Raw genomic sequence first — 14,378 nt, forward strand, 5'->3', positions numbered from 1 at the left:
CTGGTGAGTATCCACCGCGCGACCCTCGGCCGGTCGCACCCCACCGGGGCCCTCGCATGAGGCTCACGCGCCCATGGCCGCTCGTGCGACGCGCACCCTCGTTCCGTTGCTCCGCCCACGATGGACATGGCCCGAATACAGGGCCCTCCCAGTTTCCCCGACCGACAGGAACCGCACGTGCAGCCACAACACACCGCCCCCGGAGGCAATAGCCCCGTCTGCCGTCCGAGCCCTCCGCTCGTCACGTTCTCCGCTCCCGTATTCGACGACCCGCCCGACGACGCCACCCGCTCCACCACGCGCCGGCGCCGTCCCGCTCCGCGCCCGATGAGCCCTCCATCGTCCGGCATCGGTGCCCGGCCGGGACCCGAGGCGAAGCTGCCACCGATGACCTCGGTGGTGGCAGCCGTCCGCGCCGGGTGCGCCGCGGTGTTTATGCCTCGACACCCGGCCGAGGACGGCGGGCACATGGTGTTGTATCGGCCCGACGGGGCCCCGATGCCGCCTGCGCCCGCCGAAGCGGACCCGATCGTGACGGACCTCGTCCTGGAGCCCTCGGTCGCCGCCGTGACCGGAGTGCGCCGCGTGAGCGTCGGCGCCTGGGCGGTGCCGCTTCCGTACGCCGTACCGGCGCTCCTCGCCCCCCACGACTGCCACACCCACCCTGCGGCTCGCGCCTGGGCCGACATTGCGCGCTGGGGACTGGAAATGATCGCCGCCCGCCGCGTACGCCTCGCAACGACCGACACCGGATCGACCACGTGGCGGTTTACTCCGCCCAGCGACGCACAGGCCACGCAACTGCGTTCCCTGGCAGCCGCGTTGCCCCCACACGGACACTGCCGGTTCTTGGGCGACATGCCGCTGCGGATCGATTCGCCGACGACCGTCACCCACGCCTTCCTCGACGCTCTCGCCGCCACGCACATGCGCACGCCCGGCGCCCGACACGTCCTGGGCGAGAGTGCGTTCACCACCGCCACCGCCGATGTGAACCCGCGCGTCCAGGCATGGATCGACGACCTCGAAGTGGGACACGACCCGCTCCCGGAACCACACCTGACCCTGCGGGTCGGTCGGCCACGCACAGGAAGCGAGGGTTTCGACGTCGTCCCCGTGGCGGTGCACCTCACCGGACCCGACGACATGGCCGTCACGTTCGACCGACTGGACTCCGACGGTCGGCGACGCGCACGTCGGGCACTGCGCCGCGCCGCTCGCGCATGGGCGCCGCTGGGGCCCTTGGCGGCCCGTCCGAACCCGTGCGAGACCGTGTTGCGCGACACCGAGGCCCTGGAGTTGAGATACGCCGGCGGCGCCGCGTTGACGGCCGCCGGCGTCAGTGTCGTCTGGCCACCCGGAACGGTCCACACGCTCGACCCCGGGACCGTGATCGGAACCCGATCCGGCTCACCCGCGCCCGCAGTACGTTTCGCACTCTCGGACGTCCTGGACTTCCGCTGGCGTTACACGCTCGAGGGCGTGGCCCTGACACCCGAGGACATGGACGTCCTCGCCACGGCCACCCGACCGCTGGTACGTCTGCGCGACGACACGTGGGTCCTGATGGACGAGATGACGGCCGAACGCGCCCGCCGGCCCGCTCTCGCACCCATGAGCGCCACCGAGGCGCTCGCCGCCGCCCTGTCGGGCACCGTCACGATCGACGGCCGCACCATGCCGTGCGCCACGGCCGACGGTTTTCGCACGCTCGTCGACGGTCTGCGTGAGCCTTCCGCCGGTGCGGTTCCCTCTCCGGCGGGGTTGCGCGCGTGTCTGCGGGAGTACCAGCAACGCGGCCTGGCGTGGCTCGCGCGGCTCACCGACCTGGGTATGGGCGCCCTGCTGGCCGACGACATGGGCCTGGGCAAGACCGTGACCGCGATCGCCCTGCACCTGTACCGACAGGAACGCGACCCCGGAGCGCCCACGCTCGTGGTGTGTCCGACCTCCCTCCTCACGAACTGGACCCGCGAGATCAACCGGTTCGCGCCCGGAACCGCCGTACACCGCTACCACGGCCCCGACCGTTCCCTCGAGGACGTTCCCCCCGCGGCGATCGTCGTCACCACGTACGGAGTACTCGCCCGCGACCACGCCGCCCTGGCGGCACGCGCATGGGACCTGATCGTCGCCGACGAGGCCCAAACGGTGAAGAACCCGACCTCCATCGCGGCCCGGCGGCTGCGTGAGATCCACGCGGGCGCCGCAGTGGCCGTCACCGGCACACCCGTGGAGAACAACCTTTCGGAGCTGTGGGCCATCCTGGACTGGGTGAACCCCGGCCTGTTCGGTGAACTCCCCGAATTCCGCGCGCGGTACGCCCGCGCGGCCGAACGCGACACCGACCCCGACGGCGAAGCCGTCGCACGAGTGAACCACCTCGTGGGACCGGTCATCCTGCGCCGCCGCAAAAGCGACCCGGATATCGCACCCGAACTCCCCGACAAGGTCGTCGTGCGGCGCGTCGTGCAACCGGCCCGGGAACAGGTCGTGCTCTACGAAGCGTTGGCCCGCGAGACCATGGACCGCATCCGCGAGAACACCGGCCTCTCCCGACACGGCCTGGTGCTGAAACTCATCACCGGACTGCGTCAGATCTGCAACCACCCCGCCCGGTTCCTCAAGGAACCGATGCCCGACACATGGGACGCGGATGCTGCGACGCAACGCTCCGCGAAACTCGCCGCGCTGGACGACATCCTTGCGGTGGTCCGCGAACGCCGGGAAGCGGCCATCGTGTTCACGTCCTACGTGGCCACGGGACACATGCTCCGAGCGCACCTGCACGCACGCGGCCTCCAGACACGATTCCTCCACGGACACACCCCGCAAACACAGCGGCAGGACATGGTCGACGCGTTCCAACGCGGCGACGTACCCGTCCTCGTGCTGTCCGTCAAAGCCGCCGGTGTCGGCCTCAACCTCACCCGCGCCGAACACGTCGTCCACTACGACCGCCAGTGGAACCCCGCGGTCGAAGCCCAGGCCACCGACCGTGCCCACCGGATCGGCCAACACCGCGTCGTGCACGTGCACCACCTGATCACCGAAGGCACCGTCGAGGACCGCATCGACACACTCCTCACCCGCAAGGCAGACCTCGCGGAAGCGATCCTGTCCACAGGCGAGACCGGACTCGCGGAGATCTCGGACGCGGACCTGACCGAACTGGTTACGCTCGGCCGATAGGCGAGCGGACCCCCGACCCGCACACCACCGGAACCGACACACGAAAAGCCGGCCGGGCCGGCATGCCGACAACCGTGACGGACGAGCCCCCACCGCCCGGCACATCACTGGCTGCACGGGACGCCACCTCCAGGGCCGGCACCCCGAGAACGGACACCGGAAACGTCGGCCGAAACCCGGTCAGAGCATATCCACCCGCGCCGACAGACGACCTTGTCCCTCCACACGAAGGCGAACCCCGTGACACGCGCGTCCCACCGCGTGGTCACCACCCGGACCGGTACACCCCACCGGAGCGAAAGCCACCCGACGTCCCACCACGAACCCTGTCCCTCGGAGCGCCCGTGAGCAACACAAGCCGAGACACATCCGAACCCACCCCGTGGGCCGGCGCCTGGGCACGAGCCCTGACCGCCACCACCACGTACCCCGAACACCTCGAACCCGGCGGCACAATACGGACGTTGAGGTTCATCGCCGGCCGTGTGACCGCCCGGGTCGACCACGCGGGCCGACGGCACCGCACCGCGATCCACGTCCGTACTCTCACCACCGAACAGTGGCAAACCGTCGCGGCGGCCCTGACCACACAGCCGGAACTCGTACGCGCGGTCCGCAGCGGCTCCCTGCCCGCCGAGATGACCGATCCGGCCCGCACAGGTCTGCCCATTCCGCCCCCCGCTCAGGCACTGTCCTTCAGCTGCACATGCGGTGACGCGACCCCTTGCGCGCACACGACGGCCCTCGCCCACGCCGTGACCCAACGGCTGCGGGCCCATCCCGCGCTCGTACTCACCCTCCGCGGCGCCGGCATGCGTCGCCTGGCCGAACTCCTGCCCACCCCGTCCGGCAGCCACCTCGAACCACCGGACCCCGCCCGCGACGACCACGTCGAGACCCGCGCCGACGACGCCTACGACCGCTGGCGCGCTCGCCTCGCGCACACCACCCACCCGCCGCCGGAAGCGCCCCCCACCGCAGGGCCGAGCTGGGTACCCGAGGACCTTCCGGACCCGGATCGCCAGGCACTGGAACTCTTGATCGCCGACGCGTCACGCCGGGCCGCGCTCCTCCTCATGGACGCGAACATGGGCCCGTGCGGAGCCGCATGGGAAGCCGACGCCGTCGTCGACGCGGTACGCATGCTCTGCGACCCCGCAGGGCTCCCTCGCCTGCCCGAGGTCGCGACCCGCACCGGGATATCCGAGAACGAACTCCACCGTCTGATTCTGGCTCATCGTCTCGGCGGTCCGGCGGCCGTACACACCGCCGTGTACCGAACCCACCCGGCCCCCACGACGTTGGCGGCCGCCGTCAAGATGCTGGAAAACGGCCGGACCGGCGTACGCGGTCCTTTGGCAACGCAGGCGAACCGCATCACGGACACAGAAGGCGGTGTGCAGATTCGGTGTGGCCCCGACGAACGCTGGTATCCGTACACGACCGTGCAAGGCGAATGGATCGCGGCCGGTGGGCACGACGCCGACCCGCGCGCGGCGTTCCGGGCCGCGCGGGCCGCGCGTCTCGAGCGGTCCCGCACCCGCGCGCTCGGGCCTGGAACCGACGAGACATGCAGGCCTGTCCCACCGTCGCAGCGCACGACGTGGCGGCAGGTCCGGCCGGCCCCAACAGGTTGACACGTTCCACGTACGGGGACCAAAGCGCGGTGCGACACCCTGCCCGAAGTGCCGCGCCGCGCCGGAGTCCGGATGTGTGACCCCGCGAGGCATGCCGGCCTGCGCGACGCACACCGCGCCCGGCCGCGGTGATCGGACGCCGAGCCTCGTGCGCGAAGTTCCTCGCCTCCGGCAGGCAGGCCGGGGGATGAACGGGAGCTCTGGCGGCCGGCCACCGTCCCGGGCGGTCGGCCACCGTCCCGGCGGATCCCGACGTTCCGAACGGGCCTGGGCGGTCGTCGGGTTGCCACTGACCGCTGGAAGCTCACCGCGATGCGCCAACTCCACACCCGGCTTCTCCCGACGCTCACCGCACCCACGATCGTCATCACCGAGGGCCGCACGACATTGCCGTCCTGAGCAAGGCCGACCGCCGGTGATCCGACCCGGAGGGGCAACCAAGTCGGGTGAGGCATTCGTCGAGGAGCCTCACGCTCGGGACCGACCGACATCCGTCGAACTCCCACGCTCGACGCGCGACCGTGCCCGTGTACCGATCGCGTTGCCGGCAGGCGCCCTGCTCCCGGCTCACCCGGCCATCGCGGCCTTCCCACGCGTGGTACGGGGCGCCGTCGTCGACGTGCGGGATCCAGCCGTCGGCGGCGTATCCGCGCAGGAGTGCGACGATCCGGGGGTCGTCGGGCGCGATGGACCCGACCCCGAGGGGGCTGTGCAGCACCAGGATCGCGACCGGTTCCCGATCCGCGACCAGCGCGCGGTCCTGCCGTCCCGGACGGGGCGCAGATGGCGCTCGACGTTCGATGAGGGTGAGCTGATCCGAGTTTCGTGGAGTCCGTTTGCGGTTGTTTACGCGGACTGCGTGGTTTGCTCCTGGTCGGCCCGGCGTTGCTGCGCGTACTCGACCGGCGGCATGTAGTCGAGCGCGGAGTGCAGGCGTTTGCCGTTGTACCAGGTCACCCACTCGGATCTGGCGCGCTCCACCTGGGCGAAGTCCCGCCAGGGGCCCTGCATTTCGATGAGTTCGGCTTTGAACGTGCCGTTCAGTGCCTCGGCCATCGCGTTGACGCTCCTATGGTTCGTCAAGTCGCTTTCGTCGGTGGCTGCTTGGCCTTGATGTACTGGTGGGTCTCTCGGGCCGGATAGCGCTTGAGGCAGGGGATGATCTCCTGTTTCGTCTTGCCCTCGGCTGTGCGCCGGGCGACGTGGTCGATCGTGGGTTGGTGGAAGCGCATGCGGACGATCACCACGCGGTAGAGCGCGGAGTTCAGTTGTCGGTGGCCGCCGCGGTTGAGCCGGTGCCGGTTCGTCCTGCCGGACGAGGCCGGGACGGGGCAGACACCCGCGAGCTTGGCGAACGCGGCCTGGGAGCGGATGCGCTCGGGGTTGTCCCCGACGGTGACCGGCACCTCGGCTGCGGTGTCCGCGCCGATGCCGAAGGCGTCGACCGGCTCGGGCGCGTGGGCCTTGGTGAGTGCGCCGAGCAGCGCATCGTGCTCCTTTCTTCGGGGTCGCGGTGGCGGTGCCGGCCAACCCCGCGCGGGCGGCGTTCTCGGCGTCGATGGGGTCGGACTTGCCGCGCCGGCGGCGCACGCGGCGGTCGGGTCGGTTGACCTCGACCGGTTTGTGGCCGTGTCTGCGCAGGTGGGAGGCGAGTCCGGCGCCGTAGGAACCGGTGCCCTCCACCCCGAAGGCGAGGACACGGCCAAACTGGCGGGCCCACGTGTCGAGTTGTTCGTAGCCGCCGCGGTCGGCCGGCACGCTGGTCGTGCCCTGGACCCCGCCGACAACGTCCACGGCGACGGCGGTGTGCACGTACTTGTGGGTGTCGACTCCGACGACGACCTTCCCGATCGGCTCGGCCTGCAGGATGCCGGTCACGGCTGTCGGTTCCCCTTCCCGGAAGCGGCGGTCGGCGCGAGACCGTCGGCCGGGCGGGAGGACAGGACCGTGACGAGTGCCTGGGGCAACAGGCTCCTATTCGGTCACTGCCCGCGCGGCCGACGGACCGCATCGAGCCCGCCGCAGAGGTGACCGACAGATCAACAGCAAGGACACCCGAAGCGTCAGTCGTAACGAGCAGTCAGGCCGCCCCTGCGACGCTGGTCCTTATCCACACAGTCGTAGGAGTCGCCCCCGAACCCATCGAGGCGGCAACTCCCGCCCTTGGAAGGCGCGTTGTCAGTTTGACCGACGTGTACTGCTTGGGTTCAAGGGGTCGTTGCAACACCGCTTGCTTGCAGTGAGCGTAGATGATCGTTGAGGGCCTCGGCGGGAGTTCGCCAGTTGAGTGTCTTGCGGGGACGGCCGTTGAGTGCGGCGGCGACGGCCTCGAGCTCGTCGACGTTCCAGCGGGACAGATCAGTGCCCTTGGGAAAGTACTGACGCAGCAGTCCGTTGGTGTTCTCGTTCGTGCCGCGCAGCCACGGGCTGTGCGGGTTGGCAAAGTAGACCAACAGCCCTGTTCACAACGGAGTTTCACGTGTTGGGCGAGTTCCTTGCCGCGGTCCCAGGTCAGCGATCGACGTAGTTCCTCGGGCAGCTCGATGAGCCTGGCCGCAATCGCATTCCTCATCGCCTCGGCGCCATAGCCGGCCGGCGCCGGGCCGTTCTTCACCCGCGGTTGGACACCGTAGCCCTCCATGCGCGGCAGGTGCAGCAGCACCGTGAACCGCGTCGTGCGTTCCACGAGCGTGCCGATCGCGGACCGGCCCGTGCCGATGATCAAGTCGCCCTCCCAATGGCCCGGAACCGCCCGGTCGTCGGCCTCGGCGGGCCGCTCGCCGATCATCACGTCGGAGGTGACGTGCCCCTCGGGGCGTCGTCGGGAACGGGCTCGCGGAACGCGAAGCGCCCGCCCGGTGCGCAGACAGGCGACCAGCTCGCGCCGCAGTGCTCCGCGCCCCTCGACGCAGTCCCGGACCCCGAGGACGAGCCTGTTGGCCGTCCGTACCGACTTGTTGGCCGATCGCTTCCGCGATGCGTCGGCGACGCTGACCTGCCGCTCGGTGGCACCCGCCGTCTGAGATCTTCTCCGTCGGCAGGGCTATGCTCCACCAGGACCGTTGCCGCCGGATGTCGGTGGGCCTGTCAGCCTCGGGGGAAACGACTGGTGCTGCCCTATGTCTATCGGGTCACCGAGTACATCGACCATGACGAGCACGGCGGCCCCGACTCGGGAGAGTCGATCAATAACTCTGGGCTGGTCGAGGCCGCCTGCCTTCAGGCGATCGCCGCCTTCGCGGAAGACGCCGACGTGCAGTGCCTGAATATCCGGGAGCCGCAGATCGAGTTCTTCCACTTCGGCTCGGGACCGTCCACTGACGGCCATGGCCTGGCCGGGCTCTTCCCGCCCGACCTTGCCGGGTTCCACGACGGGGCGCGGGTGCCGGTTGCCGTGGGTCTGGAACTGGTCCGGGCCATGCTCCGCGACAGCGGGGTGTGGTGCAGGCTGGAAGCCGAGGGCGAGTTCGCCGTGCACGTCGGCGATGCGGGTGTGTATGTGTGCAGCATCGTGCCTTGTATCGAGGCATTGGCCCGCGCCCGGGCACTCGGCCTGTCCCCCGCACGAGCCGATTACTCCCCCTACGACGCCTCCTTCGACGACGAGCCTGGCGTGCAGGAACCCGCCGACGAGGACTTCTGGGCGCGGCTGCGCTCCTACCTCGCAGCGCCGCGCGCCGCGCTCCTGGAAGAGAACTACCTCTACAACGCCTCTCGGTGGCATCGGATCACCGCCGACAATCTCGATACGGTGCGCGCGGGACTCACCCCCCCCGCACCCGGTTGGCCATCTGGCCGGACCTGAACCCCGACCTCGGCCACGTCCTCGCCGGACTTCTAACGCGGCACACGGTCGAATTCGTCTGGGAGAACGAAGTCGGGCTGATCACCAGCACCATCGCCGAGGAGACCCGGTACCAGGAACTGGCCGCGCACGTCGCCGGTGCCCGCGCGGCTGCCTCCCTTTCCCACTACGTCAACGAACGCCACCCCCTGTTCGCCGCCGTCCTGCCCGACGGCGACGGGATCCTGCGGGCCCGCTGGAGAACCGAGTCGGCCCCGAGCGTCCCCGACTGAAGTCCCTCCGGATCCTGTGTCCGCGTTCGCGGCACCACTTCCGAGTCGACCCGACTCGCCGGGTGGCGCCCTCGGCGCGACGATCGGGGCGACGGCCCGTCCGGTCCCGGGGTGCCCGGCCGCCGTCCGTGTCAGGCGAGCGGCGGGCGGCGGGCGGTCGTGTCGCCCACGCTTGTCGCAACCCAAGTGTTGCTATACATTTATGGCAACCCGACGATTGCCATCCAGGAGGGGCTCGTGACCATCCCCGATCGAATCGAGCGCGTGCTCGACCTCGCTCATCCCCCCGAGAAGGTCTGGGAAGCCCTGACCACGGCGGAAGGGCTCGGCGGCTGGTTCGGCGACAACGCCGACATCGACCTGCGCCCGGGCGGCGAGGCGCACGTGCACTGGGACGGAATCGGCCGCTCCACGTTGTGGATCCAGGTCGTCGAACCCGTACATCGGTTCGGCTACACCTGGGCGATCGAGGGACTGCCCGCCGACGACCCGCGGCGAACCTACGTCGAGTTCACTCTCGACCCGATCGGGACCGGCACCCGTCTGACCGTCGTCGAGACGGGATTCGCGCAACTCGGGGCCGGCGACGACCCCGTGACGGCCTACACGGGCAACGTCGAGGGCTGGCGCACCGAACTCGCCGAACTCGTCGAATTCCTCGACACGTCCGCCTGAGCCATGACCGCATCCCAACCCGACGCCGAGACCATCGCGGCGGACGTGTTCACCGCGTTGGCCGACCCCACCCGGCGCCACATCCTCGCCGAACTCGCCCGCCGCGGACCCGCCACCGCCACCGACCTCGCCGACCGCCTGCCCATCAGTCGCCAGGCCATCGCCAAACACCTGACACTCCTCGGCGACGCCGGCCTGGTCCGCCCCGAGACCGGCGAACGACGACGCGTCCGGTTCCACCCCAACGCCCAACCCGTACGCGTCGCCCAGGCATTCCTCGCGACCCTCGCCCAGGACTGGGACAACCGACTGGGCGCACTCGAAGACCACCTCGACCGCGGATCGGAGACCAACCCGTGACCCCCACATTCCGCGGTGGCGCGAACGTCGCCATGAAACTCCCCAAGGCCCGCTTCGAGGAGACCGTCGCGTTCTACCGCGACACACTCGGCATGGACGTCGTGGAGGAGACCGGCACCGGCATCGACGGCGTCGTCTCGCGATGCGCCTCGGTGCGACTGGGCCCCGTCAAACTGTGGCTCGACCGGGTCGACAACCTCGCCCGCGCCGACCTGTGGCTCGAACTGTTCACCGACGACGTTCCCCTCGCACGTCGACACCTGGCCGAACGCGGCATCCACACCCAGGACGAACTCGAGGCCTTCGCCCCCGACACGGACGCACACTGGATCACCAACCCCGCCGGCATCGTCCATCTCGTCCGCGCGCCACGAGACGACGAGTAGACCCGACCGCGTCACCCGCCATACGCACCCGGTGGACGTGCCGACGACGCGAGCTCACCGAGGGACCCGACGGCGCCGCGAATGTGCTCCGGGGCCACGGCCGAGATGTCGAAGGCCGGCGTCAAGGCCGCGACTCATCATCCACCTCGCGACTTCCCACACCCACGCATCGCGCGCCGCCGAGACCCGCCGGGGTACCGGCGGCGAGGATCCCGTGAGCCTCCGGCGCGAGGCCGGAGGAGGTACGCGCGGACGGGCCGCGATGCACGCCACCGTCCGTCGGATCGGGCCCGTCTGCCATGCGTGTTTCGCACCGGAGCCCCCTGACCCACAACGGGTGGGTTGCGGTCGAAGGCCGGACCCCGGAAGGCGCAAATCCACCACGGCGCACTGATGACGCCAGTTCTCATAGGACGGGGGAAGCCGGTGAAGACTGAGCTGCTCCGGTTGATCGATGATCTTTCCAGCCCGGACCAGGACACCGCATGGAACGCCCGGGACGAACTCGAAATGGTGCTTACCCCTCAGGGGTTGGTGTTCGACGAAGGCTCGCCGGAGTGCATTCCATTGATGCTTGAGCTGGCATTGGAGCAGCGCACGGTGCTGGGGGCGGAGCTCATGCACTACCTGGCAAGCGTGTACTGCTCCGCGATGGGGACATGGCGGCGCGTACGGAGTGAGGCTGACGCCGAGCGAAGGAGCGTGTACGACAAGGGCGTTGCCTGGGAGGAGTCGGTCGCCGCCGGCTACGCGGCGGTGCTGCCCCGGGTGCTTGCGCTGGCACAGGGCCCCGGGGACACACCGTTCCGAGGTGCGTGCGTCTTTCTCCTCGGTGGGGCAACCGCGCAGCGCCACGTTCTGGTTCCAGCGCTCCAGCAGTTCTTCGACCACGAGACCGAGGAACCGCTGAAGATCGAAGCCGTCGAGGCCGTCGCCAACCTCGGAGCCGGCTCACACGGCGACGACCAGCTCGGATCGGCCGTCGAGAAATGGCTGCGACTGCGCCTTGACGACACCAACGCGGGCATCCGCCTCGGCACCGCACTCAGCCTCCTGGCCCGGGTCGAGGCCGACGAGCGCGACGCCCTTCTGGAGGTCGTCGTGGACTCCCGGCCCCAAGGTGCGCCGGCCGTGGACGAGGCCATGTGGCTCTCCGGCAAGGGCATCGGCTGGGCGCTCGATCGCCGACTCCGCGCGTGACCGACCCCCAGCGCCGTGCCCGGGAGGCGCTTCGGAGATCAGCGGACCACCCGATGTGTGCGCCCATCGCCGACAGCGTTGTCGTGACGGCCTACAGGAGCCGCTATGGCCTTTCGTAGTACGGGAGCCCGTGCGACACGATCCGTGTGGCGACCTCGTCGACGAAGTCCTCGGTGGGGGATGGCCGCGGTAGTGCGTGGTCTCCTCGTCCTTCAAGTCGGCAGGAAAGATGATCATCGATTCCGGCATATACCTCTTCGACTACCGGCGATTCCACGAACAAGTCGTACCGGCCATGCGACGGCTGCACGCCGAAGGAGTGGCCGAGCCGTGGTTGGAAGCGGTGTGGAACAAGCGTCAGCCACGGCCCACACCGGTTCCGCAGTTCACGCCCGACCTCAGGGAGCTGACCTTCGGCCTGATGGCCGGGCGTGACCTCGCCGGCGAGGTGCCCACCGAGTTGTTCCCCCGACCCGTATCGCGCCCGAAGCGCCGCCCGCGCCGTGAGCCGGGCCAGGTGCCACCCCCGGCCACGGACGAGTACGTGCTGCCGCCGGACCATGGCGCCTGGCTGGACTTGTGCGAGCTTTTCCAGACGGCGGTCGAGGAGACGTGTCTCGGCAGTGGCGCCTTCATAGGCAACGTCATGCTGCCGGGGGCCCTCGATATCTGCGTCGACCAGCGGGGGACTCTCAGGTACGACCAGGACATTCGGACATTGCTGGAATGGTTGGAGAACCGGGGCAACGCCTGGAGACAGGCCGGTGTCGACTGCATCGCGGGCATATACGGCCGGCTCGACCCCGACGAGACCCGGCTGCTGGCCGACGCGCTCGACGGCGATCCCGCGCCGTCCATCGAAGCGACCTTGCCCGCCGTCAGAGCCGCCCGTACCGCCGGGGTGGGAGCGTGTACCGACGGAAACAGCTGCCCGCCGCTGCCGGCCGTGGTCCGCGCCGTCGCGCGGCTCGCGACATCGGAGGGACGAGGCTTGCTGTGGGGGCTGGACGTAACACCGCCTGAAGAGGCGCAGTTCGTATAGGCCGTCCGCGCATGCAGCTACGGCGAGGGAACTGCCCGCCTACATCGCGGAACCTGCACCGCGACTGGCGGGACATCGCCGCCCGGCGAGCCGAGACCCTGGACGCGGTCGGCACCACCCGCGCCGAGCCGGGCAACTGACAAGCCTCCGGCATCGCGAACAAGCCGTACACGCGCGTCGCTCCAGCACGACCTCCGTCGGGAAGAAGGCAACCTTCGTCGTCTCCTCGCGGCGCAGAGTGCCCGGTCATCCGGACGCCCGGTCACGCGGTGTCCCGGAGCGCGGCCGACGCCGCCGGGGGCGGGGCGACCGTTGAAGCGGCTCGACGCACCGTGGGGGCGATCCCGGAATGCATCCCCGTCTTTCCGGGGTCCCTTCACGCCTGTCCCCCCGCGGTGCGCTCTCCCCCGCGCGGCAGGGATCTGCGGGGCAGACAAGCGGGCGGAGCTCCAACCGGCGAACGTCGGCCGGGCAGCGGCCGCGTACCCGGGCGGCCCGAGCCGGTCTTGCGACCCGGGCGGAGTCATTCGTGCCTGCCGCGATGGTCGATTCGCCTCGTCCGCCGCGTGCGGCGCTCTGTATGAGGCTCAGGCGGTGGTCGCGACGTTGGTGTTGTGGACCGCTTGCACCCACCAACTGCCGTCCTGTTTGACCAGAACCCAGGTGCCTGCGTTGGCGAAGTCGCCCGCCGCCGTGGCCGCGTTCTGTCGCACGAACACAACTGCGATGTCGGGTGCCGGGAAGGTCACGCGTTCAAGGGCGATGTGCGTGCGGAAACCCTCGACCGGGTTCGCGAGTTGGCGACGGTGGTGGGCGTTGATGGCTTCCCAGCCGTCGAACCGTTGCCCGGCCGGCGTCGTGAACGACGCGTTGGCGGTGAACCGCGCGCCGACTCTGCCGGCGTCGAACTCGCTCACCCCCGCCTGGATTTCCGCAAAGACCTCGTCGATCGCTCGCAGGTCCTCACCGGACGCGGCCTGTTCAGATATGACCGGACGACTCATTCGTGCGCGCTCCCATGCTGCGTAGGTCCTCGACCGTAATCATCGCGCTCGCCCGGCACGCGCCTGCACATCCCCGGCCCATTCCCGGCAGGCACCGACATCGACGTCGCGACCGGCTTCGGGCCCGGCGGCGCGGCCCGCACCACCACCTGGCACGGCACTGCCGCCACCTTCACCGCACCGAGGCGGGCGACAAGAACGGGCGCGAACAAGCATATCTGGCGGAGATCCTCCGCCTGCCCGTCGTCGTCCGCGCCCCCGCCGCGTGGTGGAACGCACACCGGGCCGCCGTGGTCGCCGTGGCCCGGCGCGAGCCGACCGTCAGCGGCGGGCTGCTGAACGTCGCACCGAAGTGGCACCAGCGCGACATGACGTTCGACCAGGCCCGGGCGCTCGGCCTCGTGTGAATCGCCCTCCTGGACGACTGCGGAGCCACCGCCGGACTCGGCGACGGCGTCGACATCACCGACGAGGAACGCCCGGCGGACGGCACCACCGGGGTGGCCCACCCGCATCCTGCAACAGCCGGGAACGACTCCGAGATCTGGAGACCGGGCGGACCGTCGATGCGCCAGTCCTTGAGATTCTCCGCGTGAAGGACGACGTCACCGCCGTACGTGAGGGCTTCCTCGAATTCCCGGCGTGACCTCCGGTCCGGCTCGTCCGGATTGAAGACACACCTACCGGAGAACACGAGAGGAGGCGTCCCGCTAGTGTGATGCGCCAGAAATCCTGAGGGTTAGTAAGTACCCTGTTGTCATGTCGCATTCGGGGCCTTCTGCTGTGGCGATCACGTTGTCCGAGG

Annotated in this window: 13 protein-coding genes and 2 pseudogenes; 11 read left to right on the top strand and 4 right to left on the bottom strand. The window is 69.9% G+C overall.

Annotated elements, in window-relative coordinates; all coding sequences use genetic code 11:
* Nucleotides 1-387 precede the first annotated feature (387 nt).
* Together ACIRL2_RS44060 and ACIRL2_RS44065 are read left to right on the top strand one after the other, a co-directional pair.
* Entirely contained in the window at nt 388-3,192 is a 2,805-nt protein-coding gene (locus tag ACIRL2_RS44060) for a DEAD/DEAH box helicase (RefSeq protein ID WP_402240279.1), read from the top strand.
* Between the two features lie 344 nt (nt 3,193-3,536).
* Entirely contained in the window at nt 3,537-4,829 is a 1,293-nt protein-coding gene (locus ACIRL2_RS44065; RefSeq protein WP_402240284.1) for a hypothetical protein, read from the top strand.
* A gap of 846 nt (nt 4,830-5,675) precedes the next feature.
* Here the strand turns inward: ACIRL2_RS44065 and ACIRL2_RS44070 are convergent.
* From ACIRL2_RS44070 to ACIRL2_RS44080, 3 genes and pseudogenes are all read right to left on the bottom strand, one after another.
* Nucleotides 5,676-5,912 (bottom strand): integrase core domain-containing protein, encoded by a 237-nt coding sequence (locus tag ACIRL2_RS44070; protein ID WP_395873128.1) that lies wholly within the window; start codon nt 5,910-5,912, stop codon nt 5,676-5,678.
* A pseudogene (locus ACIRL2_RS44075) lies at nt 5,909-6,698 on the bottom strand (transposase). Before ACIRL2_RS44075 ends, ACIRL2_RS44070 begins: the two are co-directional and overlap by 4 nt.
* Before the next feature lie 338 nt (nt 6,699-7,036).
* Nucleotides 7,037-7,737: pseudogene (locus ACIRL2_RS44080) on the bottom strand (IS30 family transposase); the annotation flags it as partial.
* A gap of 201 nt (nt 7,738-7,938) precedes the next feature.
* Here ACIRL2_RS44080 and ACIRL2_RS44085 point away from each other — a divergent pair.
* The 8 genes from ACIRL2_RS44085 (at nt 7,939) to ACIRL2_RS44120 (ending at nt 12,709) form a co-directional block, all read left to right on the top strand.
* The gene (locus tag ACIRL2_RS44085; protein ID WP_402240287.1) at nt 7,939-8,634 is read left to right on the top strand and encodes an RNA-binding protein; all 696 of its coding nucleotides are present in this window, start codon (nt 7,939-7,941) and stop codon (nt 8,632-8,634) included.
* Entirely contained in the window at nt 8,613-8,906 is a 294-nt protein-coding gene (locus tag ACIRL2_RS44090) for a hypothetical protein (RefSeq protein ID WP_402240290.1), read from the top strand. The genes ACIRL2_RS44085 and ACIRL2_RS44090 overlap by 22 nt, the downstream gene beginning before the upstream one ends.
* Nucleotides 8,907-9,143: 237 nt before the next feature.
* Nucleotides 9,144-9,581: an SRPBCC domain-containing protein gene (locus ACIRL2_RS44095; RefSeq protein WP_402240291.1), complete on the top strand. Its 438-nt coding sequence runs from the start codon at nt 9,144-9,146 to the stop codon at nt 9,579-9,581.
* Nucleotides 9,582-9,584: 3 nt separating this feature from the next.
* Nucleotides 9,585-9,941: an ArsR/SmtB family transcription factor gene (locus tag ACIRL2_RS44100; protein ID WP_402240294.1), complete on the top strand. Its 357-nt coding sequence runs from the start codon at nt 9,585-9,587 to the stop codon at nt 9,939-9,941.
* A complete protein-coding gene (locus ACIRL2_RS44105) occupies nt 9,938-10,327 on the top strand; it encodes a VOC family protein (RefSeq protein WP_395874812.1) in 390 nt (129 codons plus the stop codon). The genes ACIRL2_RS44100 and ACIRL2_RS44105 overlap by 4 nt, the downstream gene beginning before the upstream one ends.
* A gap of 426 nt (nt 10,328-10,753) precedes the next feature.
* Nucleotides 10,754-11,527: a hypothetical protein gene (locus tag ACIRL2_RS44110; protein WP_402240296.1), complete on the top strand. Its 774-nt coding sequence runs from the start codon at nt 10,754-10,756 to the stop codon at nt 11,525-11,527.
* Nucleotides 11,528-11,756: 229 nt separating this feature from the next.
* Nucleotides 11,757-12,569, top strand: a complete 813-nt coding sequence (locus ACIRL2_RS44115) for a hypothetical protein (RefSeq protein WP_402240298.1) — start codon at nt 11,757-11,759, stop codon at nt 12,567-12,569.
* Nucleotides 12,570-12,580: 11 nt separating this feature from the next.
* Nucleotides 12,581-12,709: a hypothetical protein gene (locus tag ACIRL2_RS44120; protein WP_395874737.1), complete on the top strand. Its 129-nt coding sequence runs from the start codon at nt 12,581-12,583 to the stop codon at nt 12,707-12,709.
* A gap of 447 nt (nt 12,710-13,156) precedes the next feature.
* Here the strand turns inward: ACIRL2_RS44120 and ACIRL2_RS44125 are convergent, their stop codons facing one another.
* On the bottom strand, nt 13,157-13,573 hold the full coding sequence (locus tag ACIRL2_RS44125) for an SgcJ/EcaC family oxidoreductase (RefSeq protein ID WP_402240301.1): 417 nt from the start codon (nt 13,571-13,573) through the stop codon (nt 13,157-13,159).
* Nucleotides 13,574-13,575: 2 nt separating this feature from the next.
* On the opposite strand from ACIRL2_RS44125, the gene ACIRL2_RS44130 reads away from it, so the two are divergent.
* A complete protein-coding gene (locus tag ACIRL2_RS44130) occupies nt 13,576-13,980 on the top strand; it encodes a hypothetical protein (RefSeq protein WP_395874741.1) in 405 nt (134 codons plus the stop codon).
* Nucleotides 13,981-14,378: the final 398 nt, after the last annotated feature.

This window comes from Embleya sp. NPDC127516 (assembly GCF_044765325.1).
GTDB lineage: Bacteria > Actinomycetota > Actinomycetes > Streptomycetales > Streptomycetaceae > Embleya.